Below are 17,720 nucleotides of genomic sequence, written 5' to 3' on the forward strand. Positions count from 1 at the left end.
TTTTTTCTGCAAGTTTTCAAAAGGTAGTTGTCGATTTTGTAAATTTCCGCGAGGGTTTTGCATATTACTGATTGAAAAATCAGTCATTTTTTACAAGGAACTTTGTTGATGAACAAAAGCTTGCCAGTCAGAAGGTACGTGAATCACCCCGTATTTCAGGCCCGAATGAGCGTCGAGTCCATGAAAGTCAGGGAGATTTTCGGGAGCAGATCACCGGATTGACGCTCCGATGAGAAGTTGGCCGGTGTCGATGAAAACAGAATAAATACGAATTAATTCAATTATCTGTTTCGAATTCTCAATCCAGCAGCTACACCGGAGTTTGACGAGAGACTTCGTTTGGGCCTCCTCGTATATTGCTGATCCAGGACATATCGGCGTGTCACTTGCTTGCAAAGCCGTGAATTTCGCTAACTGGCTGTAGCCCGGGAATTGATCTCAGGCGAAGCTGGTACAACTTGGACTCGCCTAAGAATTGTATAAGTAATAGTGAATTATTCCATGGGAGAGGAAAGCAGCGGTCCGGCTCGGAAAATCAAAGGAGAACCGGACCGCGCACTCTTCGCCCGACAATCGGTCTGAACGGACCGGCGGTCTCTCGCCGAAATCCTGCCAAGGGATGGCAAGGCCATTGCGGACATGTGCGCAACCGGATGCGGACAGGCAACGAAACGGTGTCAGACACCGGGACAGGAGGGTCAGATAATGCGCCCGGGGTTCAGAAGGTTCTTTGGGTCCAGATCTTTCTTGATCCGGCGCATCAGGTCCAGTTCAACATTGGATTTCACGTCCTTCAGCAGGGTTCTTTTCAGGCGGCCGATGCCATGTTCGGCGGAGATGCTGCCGCCGAATTCGTGCACGATGCCGTGGACGATGGCGTTCATCTCGTCCCATTTCGCAAGATAGGCATCCTTGTCGGCGTCGATGGGCTGGGAGACATTGAAATGGATGTTTCCGTCGCCGATATGTCCAAAGGGCACGGGCCGGCAACCCGGCACGAAAGCCTTGACTGCGGCGATTGCCTTGTCGAGGAAATCCGGGATGCAGGCAACCGGTACGGAGACATCGTGTTTGATTGAACCCCCTTCGGGTTTCTGGACTTCCGACATGCCGTGGCGGATATGCCAGAAGTCCTGCACTTGCGAAAGGTTCTGGGCAAAGGCTGCGTCTTCCACCAGACCTTCCTCGAAGGCTTCGCCGAGTATGCTTTCCATCAGATCCCTGATCGGGAAGGCATCAGATCCGCTCGAGAGCTCCAGGAGAATGTACCAGGCGTGGGTGCCATTGAGCGGATCGCGTGCACCCTCCAGATGATTCAGGCAAAATTCCAGACCCACACGCGGCATGATTTCAAATCCGGTTAGAACCGGTCCGGCCTGAGCCTTTGCCATTGTGAAGAGTTTGAGTGCCGCCTGAGGATCCGGCAACCCGACAAAGGCGGCTTCCAGTTTCCTGGGCTTGGGAAAAAGCTTCAAAGACGCAGCCGTAATTATCCCCAGGGTACCCTCTGCGCCGATAAATAATTGTTTCAAATCATAACCGGTATTGTCCTTGCGAAGCGTTCTGAGACCGTCCCAGATTTCACCTGTTGGCAGGACAACTTCCAGTCCGAGGACGAGGTCGCGCGTGTTGCCATAGGCCAGGACGGCTGTCCCGCCGGCGTTGGTTGAGATGTTCCCGCCGATCTGACACGAGCCTTGAGAACCAAGTGAAAGTGGAAACAGGCGACCGGCTTTTTCGGCCTCGTCATGAAGCGTCTCCAGGACTACTCCTGCCTCTACCGTAATGGTGAAACCGGCGGAGTCGACAGAGCGGATCTTGTTGAGCCGAGAGAGGGACAACACGATTTCATCCCCGGTTTCCTGCGGAATTTGCCCCCCCACAAGCCCTGTATTGCCGCCCTGTGGAACGATCTTGATGTCATGTTCATAAGCATATCTCATGACTGAACTGACCTCTTCGACGTTGCCTGGACGAAGCACCATCGGCGTGACACCCTGATATAGATCGCGCCACTCCTTCAGGTATGGAACCTGGTTTTCCGGGGTGGTCATGACGTTTGCGGCGCCGATCAATTCAGCGAAACGGTCGGCGTGTGGAATGCGCTCCATGAGCGGGGTCCTTGCGAAGTTGAATGGCGGGAATCGGGCGTCACAATAGTAGGTGTTTTCGCGCACGTCGACGGCGCATTCGGTCGCTGTGACTCTTGAAGGAACCAAACCCTTGTGCCATAGGAGGCCAGCCCGCTCGGGTGGTACAGGAATCCTTTTCGGAGAAGAAGATGGCGGAAACGCGCGGACTGATGAATGGCAAACGCGGCCTGATCATGGGCGTGGCAAACAACAAGTCGATTGCCTGGGGTATTGCCAAAGCGTTGGCCGACGCGGGAGCCGAGTTGGCGCTTACTTATCAGGGCGATGCTTTGAAGAAACGGGTCGAACCGCTTGCCGAGCAGTTGGGTGCAATTGTCGTCGGTCATTGTGACGTTACCGAGGGCGAAACGATCGATGCCGTCTTCAAGGCCCTTGAAGACAAATGGGGCAAGATCGACTTCGTGGTCCATGCTGTCGCGTTTTCGGACAAGGCTGAACTGACAGGACGTTTTGTCGACACGTCTTCCGACAACTTTGCCCGTACCCTGGATATTTCCTGCTATTCACTGACAGCTGTGACCCAACGCGCTGAAAAACTGATGTCCGAGGGCGGGTCGATCCTCACACTGACCTATTACGGTGCTGAGAAGGTCATGCCGCACTACAATGTCATGGGCGTCGCCAAGGCTGCACTTGAAACGAGCGTGAAATATCTCGCAATGGATCTTGGTCCGCAGAACATTCGCGTCAATGCCATTTCGGCCGGTCCGATCAAGACGCTGGCCGCGTCCGGCATCGGCGATTTCCGGTATATTCTGAAGTGGAACGAATACAATTCACCGCTTCGGCGCACAGTGACAATCGAAGAGGTCGGCGACAGCGCTCTGTTCTTGCTGTCCGACCTGGGGCGCGGTGTCACCGGAGAAATTCAGCATGTCGATTGTGGCTACAACATCGTTGGCATGAAGGCGGTCGACGCTCCGGATATATCGGTCGTCAAGGACTGATTGAGCTGAATGGCCGGTACTGACCGGCCGTTTTTTTCTGTTCAAGGACAGACCTGATCCTGGAAAACATCATGACGACGTTACAAACCGGCGGCGCAACAGTCCGATTGCCGCAAATTCATGACCCCGACCTTCTGATATTTGTCAGGCATGGCCAGACGGAATGGAATCGGGAAGGCAGAATGCAGGGACACCTGGATATTCCTCTCAACGGGACTGGCAGGGAACAGGCTGCGTCCAACGGCGTTCGGCTCAGGGATTTCATGAAGCGTGAGGGGCTTGACCCCACTGCCTTCGATTTTGTCGCGTCCCCGCTTGGCCGCACCAGAAACACAATGGAACTTTTGCGGGACGGCATGGGACTGGGTGTTGATGGTTACCGTTTGGAAGAAAGGCTTCTGGAACTGACTTTCGGCGAATGGGAAGGTTTTCGGCTCGAGGATCTTGCCGACAAGGAGCAGGAACTGCTCCTGCAACGGCGGGCGGACAAGTGGCGATTTGTTCCACCGGGTGGCGAAAGCTACGAAATGCTGGCGGACCGGGTCGGTGACTGGCTCAAGAGTGTCTTGCAGCCAACGGTGGTCGTTGCACATGGCGGTGTCTTCAGGGTGCTGCGCGGTTGGCTGGAGGGGCTTGAAAGCGCAAACGTCCCGAAGCTTGATGTGCCTCAGGACAAGGTTTTTGTCTGGCGGAACGGACAATTCAGCGCGATTTGACGTATCTGCTACGGAATTACACGATTTAGTGACACAGTGTTTTCCATGACGTGGTGATCGGCTCTGACGATCACCGCGTAACCTTCGCAATCCGAGGGGGGTGTTGTGTCCGCAGAAGAATTCTACCGTGAACTGCCGAGTTTCTCCGATTTCAGCAGCGTTGCGAAGCTGGAGAACTATCGTCCGGTTCCCAACGATTGGTATGTTCTGGCCGCGGATATTGTCCGCTCGGGCGATGCGGTCGCGCAGGGACGTTACAAGGACGTCAACATGACTGGCGCGGCAGTCATTGCTGCTGTGCTGAACAACGTCGGTCGTGACAGGGTTCCGTTCGTGTTCGGTGGTGACGGCGCCATGATGTTGATCCCCGCCGCGGATCTGGAAAAAGGCAAGGAAGCCCTGGCTGGTGTAGTTGATCTGGCCAGCCATGTCATGGAACTCGAGTTGCGCGCCGCCGCGATCCCAGTTGCTGTCATCCGAGCTCGCGGTGGTGACATCAAGTTGCGCAAATATCTCCTGAGCCCGGGAAATCACCTGGCAATGATCGTTGGAGACGGTCTTGATATTGCCGACAGGATCTTGAAGGACCCGGAAGCTGTCCACCCCTATGCGATAACCTCCGACAATGCGGATCTGCCACCCCTGGAAGGACTCTCCTGCCGTTGGGAACCACTGCCTGCGCAAAACGGGCATATTGTCTCCCTCATTCTGAAGCCCGCAGGGCGCAGGTCCCTGACGGAGTTGATGGACAGGATTGCCGAGGAGCTTGGCTTCAATCCGCTTGTCGACGACAATCGAACCAGGCTGGCCGAAAAACCGCGTTTGAAATTTCGTTTCCCACCAAAAGGCCTTGGTCTGGAAGTGAACCTCGCATCTGCCGGAAAACATGCCCGTGGCTGGGCCAAAGGCCTGTTTGAGTGCGTGTTCTTCGTTTGGGGATATGCGACCGGTTTTCGTGTCGGTCCCTTTGACCCGAAAAAATATTTTCGCGAACTGGGCCTCAACACCGATCATCGGAAGGTTGGAGACAGCTTGCAGCTTGTGCTGGATCTTACCCCGCAGCAACTTGAAGCTCTTGAGACGTGCCTGGCGTCAACCTACGATGAAGGCGAGGTCATTTTTGGAATGCACGTGTCGGGCGAAGCGCTTATGACCTGTTTTGTCCAGGATATCGGCAACAGTCAGCACATTCACTTTGTTGACGGTTCAAACGGCGGTCTGTCCATGGCGGCTGCCGAATTCAAGCAGCGTCAGGCCATATTGAAAACCGCCTGAACGGGGCCGCGCTTCGGGACAATGCCGGCTCAGGCGATTGCGGACTTCCGATCAGCGTTTGTGGTTGGGCGCGCACCAAAGTTCTGTCTGAGGATTATCGTGCTTAGATCGACTTCCGGCACTGCCTTGGAGATCAGAAATCCCTGTATGACGTCACAGCCATTCTGTCTGAGCCAGTCACGCTCACCTGTCGTTTCGACACCTTCGGCAAGGACGTCGATATCAAGGCTTTTGGCGAGGTTGATCAGGGCACTGGTGAATTTCTGCAGGTCAGGCTTCATATCCACGCCGGACACGAAGCTCCGGTCGATCTTGACCCTGTCGATCTTCAGATCCCGCAGGCTGGAGATACTCGAATGACCTGTCCCGAAGTCGTCGAGTTCAACAAAAAAACCGAGCTCGGAAAGATGGGCGATGTTCTCCTTGATCGGCGCGGCCGTATCCTCGTCGATCATGACCGCTTCCAGAATTTCAAGACTGATGAGTGAAGGAGAAAGGCCCGCGTCCTTGACCTGGCAGTGAAGGGCGTCGACGGCCCTTGCACTGCTGAGCAAGTCAGCCGACACGTTCAGACCGAAATGGATCGTTCGGCGTGTCCGGCCGGCAAGCTCCGCCGCGAGGTCGATGGTTTTCCGGCGTACAATGTCTTCAATCCGGTCCATGTATCCAGCTTCCTCGGCCGCCGGCAGGAAGTAGCCCGGAAAGCGGATCTGCCCGTAATCCAGCCAGCGAACGAGTGCTTCAGCACCGACAACCTCGCCGGTCACTATATCTATTTGCGGCTGGAACCACGGCAGGATGTCATCGTTGTTCAGAGCTTTGTGGAGCCGCTTGGCAATCTCCCCATTCTCCTCGAACACTGTACGCATTTCGGATGTGAACAGGGCGCATTTACATGGCGCTTTCTGCTTCGCCGACCGCAGGGCCAATTCCGCATCGACAAGAATTTGATCGGTGACCGGATCGCCGAATTTGTTGATCAGCAACCCGGCATTGGACTCAAGCACTATTTTCTGATCATCAACGATACGTTCTTTGCCGAGTTCCCGAATGATCCTGGCGGGTAGTTTCTCAAATTCCGGTGCGTCGGACACATTGGGGCGCAGCAGCATGAATTCCGTTCCACCGGTCCTGCACAGAATGTCCTGTGCTTCGGCGAACTGGACCAGTTGCTCAGCGGTATCTCTTAAAATGGTGTCTCCTGCCTGGTCGCCGTAAAGATCGTTGATTTTCTTGAAGTGACGAAGGTCGAAGATGATCAGCCCGGTACTGTTTTCCACCGCACAGGGAGGCAGTGCCCGGATCGACCTGAGGAGCGCCCGGCGGTTCGGCAATCCGGTCAACGGGTCATGAAAACCCAGGTTTTCAAATTCCTGCTGGGTCCGGTCGGCAAGTGCTCTGCTGAGTGCGACAGCTATGGCGAAGGCTGCCACGATGACGAGGCCGCCGACGAGCCCGGCAAGTGCAACGGCAAACAAAGTCTCGGCCCGTTGCTGCTGCAGATCCTCATGAAGGTAGTCGACGGTTTCCTGCCACAGCGCGAAAATGGTGCGCACGAAATCAGGTTGGACGGAATTCAGTTGTTCATTGGTGATGTCCGCACCGCTGTTTCCCTTGATTGTCGAAGACAGCAATTTCGAACCGGCAGACTGGTAGGCGAGATTGGCACTGCGATAGGCGGCCGCCTTGTCCCTGAGCACATCTGCTCTCGGTCCTTCCAGGCCCTGAAAATATTCCCTGGTCGCCCGGGAGGCTCCGTCCGCCGCGACCTTGAATTGCCCTCCCTGGACGGGAACGAGCATCTTGTCCCAGGTGTTGATGGCCGCCTTTCCGGATAGCATCTCGCCGTTTTTCACCATGACGGACGTTTCGATGACGACCGTCATCAATGTGTCGTTGATCAAATGCGGAAGCTTGGAGGTTTCGTAGGACGATGAGGCGCTGAGCTTTGCGAGTTGTGAAATCTTTGCCGTCAGCAACCTGGCTTTGCGTAGCGCATCGGGAACATTTGGCTCTTGAAGAAAATCATCAAGTTCGGTGGCGAGTTCGTCTGTGGTCTGTGACGTGTCGAAATCGACAAGGCGTCGGCGGAGCATTTCAGTTGGCTGGCTGATCTGCCCTGTGAGGGCCTTTTCCTGCATCAGCGGGCCCAGCGACTGAACCAGGTTGAGCCCGGCAAGGCTACGGTCGATCGAGCTGACATTCTCGAACTTGTTGTGAAACCAGAGCGAGGCAAAGAGCAGGCAAGGTGCCAGCAAGAAGACGATAAGACCTGTCAGCCAACCTCTGATATGCACAACTGTGCCCCACGTTAAGATGCCCGAGGTTTAGTCTGATATCCGACGTGCCTTAAGGATTGGCAAATACAGAGCCAGTTTTACAGGATGTTTTGAACTGTTGAGTGAGTTTAAGAATTAGCGTCGAAAGTCACAAACAAGTGAAAGTATAAGAGGCCGTATTTTCATCGAATATTAGTTTTTGAGGGTTGCGGATTATTGAGTGTCCGAGAAGCCGTGGAAACGGATTTGGCAAGGACAGTGGAAATGAACCGGGGCTTGAGCTTCCCGGCAGTTTGGCTTATCGCTCGGCATCTGACGTCTTTCCTGCTGGAAATTGGAAATCTTCATGTCGCACAACAGTTTTGGTCACTTGTTTCGTGTCACAACGTGGGGGGAAAGCCACGGCCCGGCCATCGGCTGCGTGATCGACGGCTGCCCGCCGCTTGTCCCGCTGACGGAGGGTGACATCCAGGGCTACATGGAATTGCGCAAGCCCGGCCAGTCTCGCTTCACGACACAGCGGCGTGAGGCAGATGAGGTGAAGATCCTGTCCGGCGTTATGGTCGATGACGACGAGGTTCAGAAAACCACCGGTACACCAATCTCCCTGATGGTTGAAAATACGGATCAGAGGTCGAAGGACTACTCGCAGATCAAGGATCGGTTCCGGCCCGGGCATGCGGATTTCACATATGATGCCAAGTACGGTATTCGCGACTATCGCGGCGGTGGCCGTTCGTCCGCCCGGGAAACCGCTATGCGGGTCGCAGCCGGAGCTGTTGCCAGAAAGGTTCTTCAGGGCGTTACAATTCGTGGTGCTCTGGTCCAGGTGGGAGAGCACAAGATCGACCGGGAAAACTGGGACTGGTCGGAAATCGGCAACAATCCGTTCTTTTCACCGGACCCTCAGGCTGCCGGGCTCTGGGCAGATTATCTTGATGGTGTCAGAAAGGCCGGGTCATCCGTCGGCGCAGTCATAGAGGTCGTTGCCGAAGGTATCCCGGCGGGTTGGGGAGCGCCGATCTATGGCAAGCTGGATACCGACCTGGCCGCGGCGATGATGTCGATCAATGCGGTCAAGGGTGTAGAGGTCGGCAATGGTTTTGAAGCTGCCAGCCTGACCGGAGAAGAAAATGCCGACGAGATCCGCGTGGATGATGTCGGCAGACCGGTCTTCCTGACGAACAATTCCGGTGGCGTTCTTGGAGGTATCTCCAATGGAGACCCGTTGGTCGTGCGCTTTGCCGTCAAGCCGACGTCGTCAATCCTGACCGAGCGCAAGTCGATAACCCGGCAGGGCGAAGAAGTGGATGTGATGACGAAGGGACGGCACGATCCTTGTGTCGGTATCAGGGCGGTTCCAGTGGGCGAAGCCATGATGGCGTGCGTACTTGCCGACCACTATCTGAGGCACCGCGGCCAGATTGGGTAGATTGCTCCGACAATCCTCTGAAATTTCCGTACCTCGGTATGAACGTATTTTTTGACCTAGAATATGACGGTTCTGATGAGGCCTGCGCCGGCGAACAGCATCAGAAGATAGAGGCACCCCCGGCGGTAGGTCTGGTCAAGGCTGCGACTGAACAGTTTGCTGCCGACAAAGACACCCGCCAGAACAAGCGGCGAAAAGATTGCGCCGCGAACAACTGCCTTTTCATCCAGTACGCCGAACAGGAATAGCGTTACCGATGAAGTCAGCATTCCAAAGAACAGGTAGAGGACAAGGGCGCCTCGCATTTCCCGCGCTTTTTTCGGTGAAGCGAGAATGTAAAGGGCAATCACCATTCCCCCGATGGATGCCAGCCCGCTGACGACACCTGCAGCGAACCCGGTGACCGGGATGGCAACACGCTGTGAGGTGACGGCCATTTTGACCTTCAGAAGCTGCAGGATCGTAAGGGTGAGCACCAGCACCAGGGCAAACAGCTTGGAAAGGTCGGCATCTATGCTGGTTGTCAGGGCGAGGCCGAGGGGAACACCGATCGCGCTGAAAAGTGCAAGTGTCACGGCAGTTCCCAGGTCGGCTTCCCTCAGGCCTCCGCGAAACATGGCCAGGCTGGCTGCTGCTTCCAGAATAAAGCAGACGGGGATCAGTTCCACAGGGGGGACAAAAACGACAATGCTGGCCATGAGAACCGCAGACAGGCCGAACCCGGCAAAGCCGCGAACCGCGCCTGCAACGAACACCATGGTGGCGCTGATCACCAGATAACTCGGAGGCAGTCCTGTCCAGCTTGTCAGATCCTGAAGCATTATCACTCTTTCGTTCAAACCGGCCGTTTTCTAACAGGCTGCGATAACGCAAGTAAATTCTCGAAATTGCAGGCATCAGCTGCAATAATGCAGAAATGAACTGGGAAAGCCTCAAATATCTGCTGGCATTCTATCGCGCCGGCTCTCTTTCCGGTGCGGCCGACCGCCTGAAGGTCGATGCAACGACCGTGTCACGACGGCTTGCAGCTCTGCAACAGGAGATCGGGACGCAGTTGATCGAAAAGTCCGCGAGCGGCTCACTCGAACTGACGGCAGCCGGCCTCCGGACGATATCGCATACCGAATCTGTCGAAACCACACTTGACCGCTTGAGCACGGAATTGACCGGAGCGCGTCTTGCTGAAGAGGGAATGGTCCGGATCTCGTCCGTTCCCGTAGTGAACAGCAAAATTCTGATGCCTGAATTGAAGCGGTTTTCCGAACGCCATCCTGGAATCGAGATGCACCTGGCGTCAGAAGTGCGAAATGTCAGCCTGACCAGGCGCGAGACAGACATGGCTATCCGGCTGGGCCGGCCGCAGGATGGTGGCTACAACGTGACAGCAAGACGAATTGCCGCTCTAACGCACGCGGTCTATGGGCCGGCAGGAGGTGCACGGGACGATCTGCCCTGGATCATGTATCACGAAAACATGAGTTTCCTTCCTCAGGCCAGGTGGATGAGCGAGCATTTGAAATCCGGTAACGATAGAACTTCGAACATTCGTCCGAGTGACCTGGAAGGTGTGATCGAAGCAATCGCTGCCGGCCTGGGACGTTCCGTCATTCCACAGGTGATCGCTGAGACGGACCATCGGTTGCAGAAACTGGAAGAGCCGAAACCGGACCTGTTGCGGGAGGTGTGGCTCATGCAGCATAGCGATCAGAGCGGTCTCGCACGCATGGTTGCCGTTAGTCGTTGGATCGAACAGATCTTCTCTCAAAGGCAAGGCTGACAGGTTTGCAACGGCTCAACACAGATTTGCAGGGCTGTCTGTTACAATCGGTTACAACATAATCGTCGTTTAACGGTGGACCTTGCGCGTGGTTCTTCTAGTTTCAGAACTGCATTCAGCCTCGTCTGGTTCAAGGAGCAATGTGATGAATGATATGACACCGGTACGCCGCATGACGGCAAAGGATTTTCCGCAGGAACTTCTCGATCTCTACGACTTTTACGCGCATGGCAAGATCACGAAGCGGGAGTTTTTGAACGGCGCAGCGAAATTCACCGTTGCCGGTGTGACCGCTGCAATGCTCCTCGACCAACTGGCGCCGGACTATGCGCTCGCGCAGCAGGTGGATCCGGAAGACGCCTCCATCGAGACCCAACGGATTACATATCCTTCCCCGAACGGTCACGGAGAGGTCAACGCCTACCTGGTCAAACCGGCCGGTAGCACCGGCAAGCTTGCTGCAGTGCTGGTCATCCATGAAAACCGTGGCCTGAACCCTTACATTGAAGATGTCGCACGCCGCCTGGGCAAGGCCGGTTTCATGGCAATGGCGCCGGACGGCCTGACATCTGTCGGAGGCTATCCCGGCACCGACGACAAGGGGCGCGAATTACAGCGCACGGTCGACCGGGAAAAGCTGTTGAACGACTTTTTTGCCGGTTTTGAGTACTTGCTCAAAAGCGACGACAGCACGGGCAAGGTCGGCGCGGTCGGTTTTTGCTATGGCGGTGGCGTTGTCAATGCGATTGCCGTGGCATATCCCGAACTGGCCGCCGGTGTGCCGTTTTACGGACGCCAGGCAGATGCTGCGGATGTGCCGAAAATTCAGGCGCCGCTCATGCTGCAATTCGCCGAACTGGACGAACGTATCAATGCCGGCTGGCCTGCCTATGAGGAGGCGCTCAAGGCCAACGGAAAGAACTACGTGGCACACATGTATCCAGGTGTGAACCACGGCTTCCACAACGATACGACACCTCGTTTCGATGAGAATGCTGCCAAGCTTGCCGAAGATCGCACAATCGCGTTTTTCAAGGAAAACCTGATGTGAAGAAAGAATTCGGGTGCGCACGCTGGGTCGTCCGCACCCGTTTCGTTTCTGGATCAGGTGTCGAGAATCTCCGTATCATCGATCTTGATATCGAAGCCTTCCAGACCGACATAGTGGCGCTCGCGCGAAGCCAGAAGCCGGATTGAACTGACACCGAGATCCTTGAGGATCTGGGCGCCGAGGCCGACTTCGCGCCATTGCTCCTGGCGCGCTTGTGCAGAACTGTGTTCTTCGCTGTCCGCGGCCTCGAAATCGGAGCGGGTGCGCCGGGACTGGCGCGTTACACCAACGGATCCTTCCCTCAGGAAGACAATGACACCCCGTCCGCGATCGGCGAAGTGTTTCATGATGGGATCGAGCGGTCTCGTCTCTCCGAAGACGTCGTCCAGAACCGATTCCAGCTGCAGACGAACGGGGACACTTCGGCCGTCGAGGATGTCGCCGTACACGATTGCAAGATGGTGCATGGGGTCATAGGGCGTCGAATATGTCATGGCATAGGCGGGACCCGCTATGGTTTCGACGGGCTGCTCATTGACCCTTTCGACCATCCGTTCCGTGCGCTGGCGCCATGCTATCAGATCGGAGACGGAGACCATTTTCAGATCGAATTCGGCGGCAAATTCGGCAACCTGCGGTCCGCGTTTGACTGTGCCGTCATCATTGACCAGTTCGCTGAGCACACCGACTTCCTCAAGGCCGGAAAGGCGGCAAAGGTCTACCGCAGCTTCCGTGTGTCCTGAACGCATCATTACGCCGCCTTCCTTCGCTACGAGCGGGAAGATGTGACCCGGGCGGACGAAGTCGTCGGCTGCGACATTCGGATTGGCAAGCGCATGCACGGTCGCGCCGCGTTCTTCCGCCGAAATACCCGTTGTCAGGCCCTGGCGATAGTCAACGGAGATAGTGAAGGCGGTTGCGAGCGGGGCATCGTTTTCCGCGACCATCGGATCCAGTCTCAGGCGGCGCGCATTGGCCGGTGTCATCGGGGCGCAGATGATGCCGGATGTGTGGCGGACCATGAAAGCCATTTGCTCCGAGGTGATCTTCGACGCGGCAACGATCAGATCACCTTCGTTTTCGCGGTCGTCATCGTCGGTCACGACGATCATTTCACCGCGTTCGAACGCGCGGATGGCTTCTGCGACACGGGCCTGGGACACGGGATGCTCCTTGGTTGTGGACAGTCCGAGAAAATCATTGGGTGTGACGGCGCCTTCGGTCGCGATGGCGATCTTGCGGGCCATGTCCCGCGACACCCAGACATTCGGATCGTTGCATAGGGCTGTTACGGAGGCAGGAGACAGGTTTGCGCGGCGCGCGAATGCGCTCCGGTTTTCTCCGGTCTGCGAGAGCCATTGATCGAGTCTCATGCAAACGCATATACGCGCGTTCGCTTTCAGTCACAAGAGATGTCTTGAAGAAATTTCAGTGACACTGAAAGGTCGGCGTTACTTTCATCGCGTTTTCACGAATTCAGCGGCACGCGAAACGAATGCAGGTGTGATCCAGCGTTGCTCAAGGCCCTGGGCAGAACAAAGAGCTGAAAGGTCCTCTTTGAGGTAGGAACTGAAGTAGGGTTCGTGAAAGAGTTGCGGAAAAATCGACAGGAGGCCGTCATAGTCCGGCACGTCGCCGGTCTGCAGGCTGTCGACGAAAAGGAAGGAGCCACCGGGTTTCAGAACACGGGAAATCTCTTTGATCACCTGCCTCCGGACTTTTGGTGGCAACTCGTGAAAGAGAAAGACGCAGGACAGAACATCGATGGAACTGTCGGCAAAAGGCAGCGCCTCGGCCATGGCAGTCACATAGCCTGCGCGCCGCGTCTTACATCGTTCTTGTGCAACGCCGAGATAGGGTTCGGAGAGATCAAGTCCAATGCCCCTGAGACGGGGAAAGGCCTTGAGCGCGGGATGAAGCAGTCCGCCCGTGCCGCAGGCAAGATCGAGATACGTGATCTTGCGCTGGTCCTTGCGTTTCAGGATCTCGGCAAATGGCACAAGAGCCCTACGGCGCATGGCCGCCGTTGCACCGGAAAACAGGACATCCACCTGGAAATCGTAAAGCCTCGCACTTTCCTGCGACAGCCAGCCGTCAGTCTGGAAATGAAAGTTCTGGCGATAGTAGCGAGGGAGCGCTTCGGCAAATCCGCCGGTGTCTTCGTTGACTTCCTGATGTGCGCCGGTTGCTCGGCGCCGGGCGACTTCCGGCACATCCCTGAAGAAGGCTCTGCTGGTATCAAGAAGCTCGCGCGCGGTCAGGCTTCCGTCAGAAGGCATCGGGTAGAGCCCGTCCTCGACGGCCTTCATATCGTCCGCGAAGAGCTTGAAGATATCGGCCAGCATGCGTCGCTGCCCCGGAACCGGGCCGTCCGGTTGAACTTTGGGTGTTTCCGGCAAGTCCTCTTGCAGGCGCCGGTTCATGCGGCGCATGGCCTCCGAGTGCAGTGTGTAAAGCGCGACACGGCTGCCCTGGTGCAGCGCATATCGAGCGCGCCGCGCCAAACCCCTGATAGGTGGACGCCTCCCGTTTCCCTTTGAGGGTTGAAGCTTCTCATCCACCAAGCCCATGGCTCACTCCCTTTTCAAGACTGCCACCACTTCAATATGGGGCGAATACTGGAACTGGTCCACCGGTGTGACGCTTTGAAGCGTGTATCCGCCATAGAGCAACAGGCGCACATCCCGGGCAAAGGTGGCAGGATTGCAGGAGACGGCAACGATGGTCTTTACCTTCGATCTCGCCAACAACTCCGCCTGCGCCTGCGCTCCGGCCCGGGGCGGATCGAAAACCACCGCGTCGAAGGGCTCCAGTTCTTCGCGCACCAGTGGTCGCCGGAAGAGGTCGCGCCGTTCGAAAGTGACCTTCTTCAGCCCTTGCGGTCTTCTCAAGGCCCTGTCGAGTGCTGCAATGGCAGCTGCATCGCCCTCTACGGCGTGGACATTTGCCTGACGCGCCAGGCGCAGCGCGAATGTTCCGACCCCGCAAAAGAGATCGGCAACTGTCCTGGCCTTGCCGACACCATCGAGCACGAGACGGGAGAGGGCGTCTTCGGCCGCATGGGTTGCCTGGGTAAACCCTCCGGGAGCCGGGACGACATCGATGCCGTCCATGTCGAGCACCGGTGCGCGGACCTCCAGCAGAATTTCGCCGTTCACGGAAAGTCTGGCCAGGTCGAGTTCTATGGTCTTTTGCGACAGCTCCGCGATCATCCGGTCGTAATTTCGGTCGGCCTTGTCGAGGGCAACGTCGAGACCTGACGTGGTGGCAAGAACGGTAACGCGCATTTCGCCTTTTTTGGGCAGGACCTTTGCCGCGAGTTGCTTGAGACCGGGCAACGCCTTTTCAATGTCGGGCGAAAGCGCCTTGCAGCCGGCAGCGTCAACCAGCTTGTGGCTCGCCTTGCCGTGATAGCCGAGGATGACATGGCGGCCGGCACGTCCGGCGGTCAGCACCGCGCGGCGACGCCCGCCGGCGGTGGCTGAAACGGCTTCAGATACGAAGGCTTCAATGCCGCTGCCCTTGAGGGCGCGGCTGACCAGATCACGCTTCCATTCAAGATAGGGTTTCTCGGCAAGGTGCTGCATGGAACAGCTGCCGGATGCCTCGCTATGGCTACACACAGGAGAAACGCGGTCCTGCGATCTGGTCACGATTGAGATCTCGGTCGCCCGACCGTTGACCACCTTTGCTCGCACCTTCTCGCCCGGCAATGCGCCTGCCACATAGACCGGACCATTGTCGGTCTGCGCAATTCCGTCACCACGATGGCCCAGTTCCGAAATAATCAGTTCTTGTTCACTCATGGCAGAGCGATACCGTCAACGGCGGGACGGAGCAAGCTCTTGCAAGAGCGGCAGCGTGAATTTCGATAGGGCGGAGGTCTCAACGTCGGTTCGAAAACAATCCTCGCGCGCGTGACAGTAGACCGCGCGATGCACTTTTGGTGGCTGGCGTGTCTGAAGTGCTGGAGCGTATGGCAAAGTCGCGTAGCGCGTTCATGTCCTGTTTCTGCTGTGTGATCTTGATCTCCCGGTGCGGATCGTTTGCAACTGCAGCTTCCGTCTGCATGCCGGAAGGTGACGAACCGGCCTCCGGAACGGTTTCCGGTCGTCTGTCATAAGGTTGCGGGTCGTTGGCAGCGGCAACCTCGGTTCTTTCCTCTTCGGCCCGTTTCCTGACATCGTCGGCATTCTTGTAGGTATAGGAACGTTGCGCCGTCACCTCGCCGTGAATGCCGAATTGCGGCGCATTCACGACGACCAGTCGAACCTTTTCCCAACTGTCGTGCCCCTCCAGTTTCTCGTGATAGACCGCAACAGCCCACGCGTTGCTCTCGTCGCTGAAGGAGTTGTTGTGCGGCAAGATCGATCCGCGGACCTGGCACAAATTAATAAAGCCGAGTACCACTTCCATCATCCATGGCAGGGGAACACGAGCCTCCTGGAATTCGATCACCTTTCCGATCACCCATTGGGAGCCGCTGACGATCATGCCAAGAGGCAGGTCTTCTCCGAACCGCCCTGCGCTGGACGTGAGAATTGGACGGATATTCAAAAGAGCGAGATCGCCAGCCTCTCCGGCACTTTCGAAGAAGCTTTGCGGCACAAGATTGTCGCTGACACACCAAAGAACCGCGCTTGCCGGATTATTTCTGATGATCAGTTTGCTCAGCCAGTAACAGAAAAATCTCGCCCGGTCGGCTTCGCCAAGGCTGTCAAAGGACGATTCCGCCGCAAGCGAGTCCACAAACTCGTCTCCGAGCTTTCGCAGCTCTTCCGAAAAGAGCTGCACATCCAGCATGCATGCCCTTGGCGATCGTCACGAACGTGTTCGCCTTGTGCCGTCGTACGATGTCCTGTGCGTTGGGAAGCACTAGGCCGGTATAGGGGGTCGTCAGCGCCGTACGGAATCCCGCAAGCCCAAGCGGTTCGTCGTTCTGGCTGATCAGAACGCGATGCCGACCCGCGTTGACATGTATGTCTTGCGAGGTCGACGAGGCGATCCGCTGTACCTCCGATGCATACCCAAGATGACTGGAAAATTCTTTGACAGCCTCGAAAATGACGCCACCATCCAACGGATTGAACTGGTCATGGAGAATTGCGCATTCCACGCGGTCCAAAGCAGGAATATCCATGAGTGTCTCCCTTTGCATATGACCGTTTTATAAGTCTGAAATCGTTTTCAAAAGGAAAATGCAATTGGATAAATTTCAACTTTTGATAGAAATCTTGATTTGCAATCAGGTGATTTTGCAAATGCCTTCGCTACACTTGGCACAGTGTGAGATCTGACGGATTGCCGGCGCCCACGTGAGCAGTTCTGGAAAGGGAGGATGAGCGCTTCAGTCCGTTTTCTTGCCGTTTAGCAGCCACTCGGCATTGCCGTCGCCACCCTTGACCGGGGAGGGGATCAAGTCACCCGCAGCCCAGCCGGGAACAGTCGTCAGCCACTTTTGAAGCTCGCGAGCTGTTTCCTCGGCCACCGTGGGATCCACGATCCCGCCCTTGCCGATCCTGTCTTTGCCCGCCTCGAACTGCGGTTTGACCAGAAAAACCCCCTCAGCGCCGGGCGCAGCAAGATCCAGTGACGGCGGGAGTGCGAGTTTCAGCGAGATGAAACTGACATCGGAAACGAGCAATCCGGGCCGGTCTCCTTCAAGGTGATCGATAGTCAGATCCCGCGCATTGCATCCGTCCTGCGCAAAAACCCTCGGATGGGAACGCAGGCTCTCGTGCAACTGGTTGTGACCGACATCGATCGCATGGACCTTCTCTGCTCCGCGATCCACCAGGACCTGAGTAAAGCCCCCCGTGGATGCGCCGATATCCATGCAGATCTTGCCTCTTGGATCGACACCGAACCGGTTCAGGCCTTCAATCAGTTTAAGCGCTGCCCGGGAAACGTAGCAGGAAGCCGGGTCATCTATTTCAAGAGAAGTATCCGCACTGACCTTCTGGGCCGGTTTCCTGCAGATCTTGCCTGCGACGCTGACCGTGCCACGCAGGACCGCGTCCCGCGCGCGGGCACGGCTTGCGAAGTGGCCGGTATCGACAAGATGTTGATCAAGACGCTTCGTGGACATGA

General features: G+C 56.5%; 15 protein-coding genes. 6 read left to right on the forward strand and 9 right to left on the reverse strand.

Annotated features, from left to right (window positions below; all coding sequences use genetic code 11):
- Positions 1 to 698: 698 nt before the first annotated feature.
- Entirely contained in the window at positions 699 to 2,111 is a 1,413-nt protein-coding gene (locus tag LA5095_RS01520; protein WP_055111312.1) for an FAD-binding oxidoreductase, read from the reverse strand.
- A gap of 170 nt (positions 2,112 to 2,281) precedes the next feature.
- Between LA5095_RS01520 and fabI the strand changes: the two genes are divergently transcribed.
- The 3 genes from fabI (at position 2,282) to LA5095_RS01535 (ending at position 5,091) form a co-directional block, all read left to right on the forward strand.
- On the forward strand, positions 2,282 to 3,100 hold the full coding sequence (gene fabI, locus LA5095_RS01525; RefSeq protein WP_055111314.1) for an enoyl-ACP reductase FabI: 819 nt from the start codon (positions 2,282 to 2,284) through the stop codon (positions 3,098 to 3,100).
- A gap of 71 nt (positions 3,101 to 3,171) precedes the next feature.
- A complete protein-coding gene (locus LA5095_RS01530) occupies positions 3,172 to 3,816 on the forward strand; it encodes a histidine phosphatase family protein (protein ID WP_055111316.1) in 645 nt (214 codons plus the stop codon).
- A gap of 105 nt (positions 3,817 to 3,921) precedes the next feature.
- Positions 3,922 to 5,091, forward strand: coding sequence for a DUF3095 family protein (locus LA5095_RS01535; protein ID WP_082442723.1), 1,170 nt, complete (start codon positions 3,922 to 3,924; stop codon positions 5,089 to 5,091).
- Positions 5,092 to 5,120: 29 nt separating this feature from the next.
- On the opposite strand, the gene LA5095_RS01540 is transcribed toward LA5095_RS01535, so the two are convergent.
- Complete coding sequence (locus LA5095_RS01540) at positions 5,121 to 7,388, reverse strand: putative bifunctional diguanylate cyclase/phosphodiesterase (RefSeq protein WP_055111318.1); 2,268 nt, start codon at positions 7,386 to 7,388, stop codon at positions 5,121 to 5,123.
- Between the two features lie 328 nt (positions 7,389 to 7,716).
- Here LA5095_RS01540 and aroC point away from each other — a divergent pair, with 328 nt between their 5' ends.
- Positions 7,717 to 8,802 carry a chorismate synthase gene (gene aroC, locus LA5095_RS01545; RefSeq protein ID WP_055112625.1) on the forward strand — a complete coding sequence of 362 codons (1,086 nt, stop codon included), beginning with the start codon at positions 7,717 to 7,719 and terminating at the stop codon, positions 8,800 to 8,802.
- A gap of 56 nt (positions 8,803 to 8,858) precedes the next feature.
- On the opposite strand, the gene LA5095_RS01550 is transcribed toward aroC, so the two are convergent.
- Complete coding sequence (locus LA5095_RS01550; protein ID WP_029063836.1) at positions 8,859 to 9,623, reverse strand: sulfite exporter TauE/SafE family protein; 765 nt, start codon at positions 9,621 to 9,623, stop codon at positions 8,859 to 8,861.
- A 95-nt stretch (positions 9,624 to 9,718) separates the two neighbouring features.
- Here LA5095_RS01550 and LA5095_RS01555 point away from each other — a divergent pair, with 95 nt between their 5' ends.
- Together LA5095_RS01555 and yghX are read left to right on the forward strand one after the other, a co-directional pair.
- Positions 9,719 to 10,579 carry a LysR family transcriptional regulator gene (locus LA5095_RS01555; protein ID WP_055111320.1) on the forward strand — a complete coding sequence of 287 codons (861 nt, stop codon included), beginning with the start codon at positions 9,719 to 9,721 and terminating at the stop codon, positions 10,577 to 10,579.
- Positions 10,580 to 10,724: 145 nt separating this feature from the next.
- Positions 10,725 to 11,630 (forward strand): YghX family hydrolase, encoded by a 906-nt coding sequence (gene yghX / locus LA5095_RS01560; protein WP_055111322.1) that lies wholly within the window; start codon positions 10,725 to 10,727, stop codon positions 11,628 to 11,630.
- Positions 11,631 to 11,683: 53 nt separating this feature from the next.
- Here the strand turns inward: yghX and ribB are convergent, their stop codons facing one another.
- The 6 genes from ribB to LA5095_RS01590 all read right to left on the reverse strand — a co-directional run bounded on the left by ribB (position 11,684) and on the right by LA5095_RS01590 (position 17,718).
- Positions 11,684 to 13,003 carry a 3,4-dihydroxy-2-butanone-4-phosphate synthase gene (gene ribB, locus LA5095_RS01565; protein ID WP_055111324.1) on the reverse strand — a complete coding sequence of 440 codons (1,320 nt, stop codon included), beginning with the start codon at positions 13,001 to 13,003 and terminating at the stop codon, positions 11,684 to 11,686.
- 84 nt (positions 13,004 to 13,087) lie between these two features.
- Positions 13,088 to 14,200 carry a class I SAM-dependent methyltransferase gene (locus LA5095_RS01570; RefSeq protein ID WP_055111325.1) on the reverse strand — a complete coding sequence of 371 codons (1,113 nt, stop codon included), beginning with the start codon at positions 14,198 to 14,200 and terminating at the stop codon, positions 13,088 to 13,090.
- Positions 14,201 to 14,203: 3 nt separating this feature from the next.
- Positions 14,204 to 15,436: a class I SAM-dependent RNA methyltransferase gene (locus LA5095_RS01575; protein WP_055111327.1), complete on the reverse strand. Its 1,233-nt coding sequence runs from the start codon at positions 15,434 to 15,436 to the stop codon at positions 14,204 to 14,206.
- 79 nt (positions 15,437 to 15,515) lie between these two features.
- Positions 15,516 to 16,379, reverse strand: coding sequence for a hypothetical protein (locus LA5095_RS01580; RefSeq protein ID WP_055111329.1), 864 nt, complete (start codon positions 16,377 to 16,379; stop codon positions 15,516 to 15,518).
- Positions 16,348 to 16,770 (reverse strand): hypothetical protein, encoded by a 423-nt coding sequence (locus LA5095_RS01585; RefSeq protein WP_144436098.1) that lies wholly within the window; start codon positions 16,768 to 16,770, stop codon positions 16,348 to 16,350. The genes LA5095_RS01580 and LA5095_RS01585 overlap by 32 nt, the downstream gene beginning before the upstream one ends.
- Before the next feature lie 207 nt (positions 16,771 to 16,977).
- Positions 16,978 to 17,718: a TlyA family RNA methyltransferase gene (locus tag LA5095_RS01590; RefSeq protein WP_055111333.1), complete on the reverse strand. Its 741-nt coding sequence runs from the start codon at positions 17,716 to 17,718 to the stop codon at positions 16,978 to 16,980.
- Positions 17,719 to 17,720: the final 2 nt, after the last annotated feature.

It is taken from the genome of Roseibium album (assembly GCF_001404515.1).
Taxonomy (GTDB): Bacteria; Pseudomonadota; Alphaproteobacteria; order Rhizobiales; family Stappiaceae; genus Roseibium; species Roseibium album.

Bases quoted from the DNA above. Each gene is read 5' to 3' on its own strand.
- LA5095_RS01520 (WP_055111312.1), bottom strand. From the start codon at position 2,111: ATGGAGCGCATTCCACACGCCGACCGTTTCGCTGAATTGATCGGCGCC.
- fabI (WP_055111314.1), top strand. From the start codon at position 2,282: ATGGCGGAAACGCGCGGACTGATGAATGGCAAACGCGGCCTGATCATG.
- LA5095_RS01530 (WP_055111316.1), top strand. From the start codon at position 3,172: ATGACGACGTTACAAACCGGCGGCGCAACAGTCCGATTGCCGCAAATT.
- aroC (WP_055112625.1), top strand. From the start codon at position 7,717: ATGTCGCACAACAGTTTTGGTCACTTGTTTCGTGTCACAACGTGGGGG.
- LA5095_RS01550 (WP_029063836.1), bottom strand. From the start codon at position 9,623: ATGCTTCAGGATCTGACAAGCTGGACAGGACTGCCTCCGAGTTATCTG.
- LA5095_RS01555 (WP_055111320.1), top strand. From the start codon at position 9,719: ATGAACTGGGAAAGCCTCAAATATCTGCTGGCATTCTATCGCGCCGGC.
- yghX (WP_055111322.1), top strand. From the start codon at position 10,725: ATGAATGATATGACACCGGTACGCCGCATGACGGCAAAGGATTTTCCG.
- ribB (WP_055111324.1), bottom strand. From the start codon at position 13,003: ATGAGACTCGATCAATGGCTCTCGCAGACCGGAGAAAACCGGAGCGCA.
- LA5095_RS01570 (WP_055111325.1), bottom strand. From the start codon at position 14,200: ATGGGCTTGGTGGATGAGAAGCTTCAACCCTCAAAGGGAAACGGGAGG.
- LA5095_RS01575 (WP_055111327.1), bottom strand. From the start codon at position 15,436: ATGAGTGAACAAGAACTGATTATTTCGGAACTGGGCCATCGTGGTGAC.
- LA5095_RS01585 (WP_144436098.1), bottom strand. From the start codon at position 16,770: ATGGATATTCCTGCTTTGGACCGCGTGGAATGCGCAATTCTCCATGAC.
- LA5095_RS01590 (WP_055111333.1), bottom strand. From the start codon at position 17,718: ATGTCCACGAAGCGTCTTGATCAACATCTTGTCGATACCGGCCACTTC.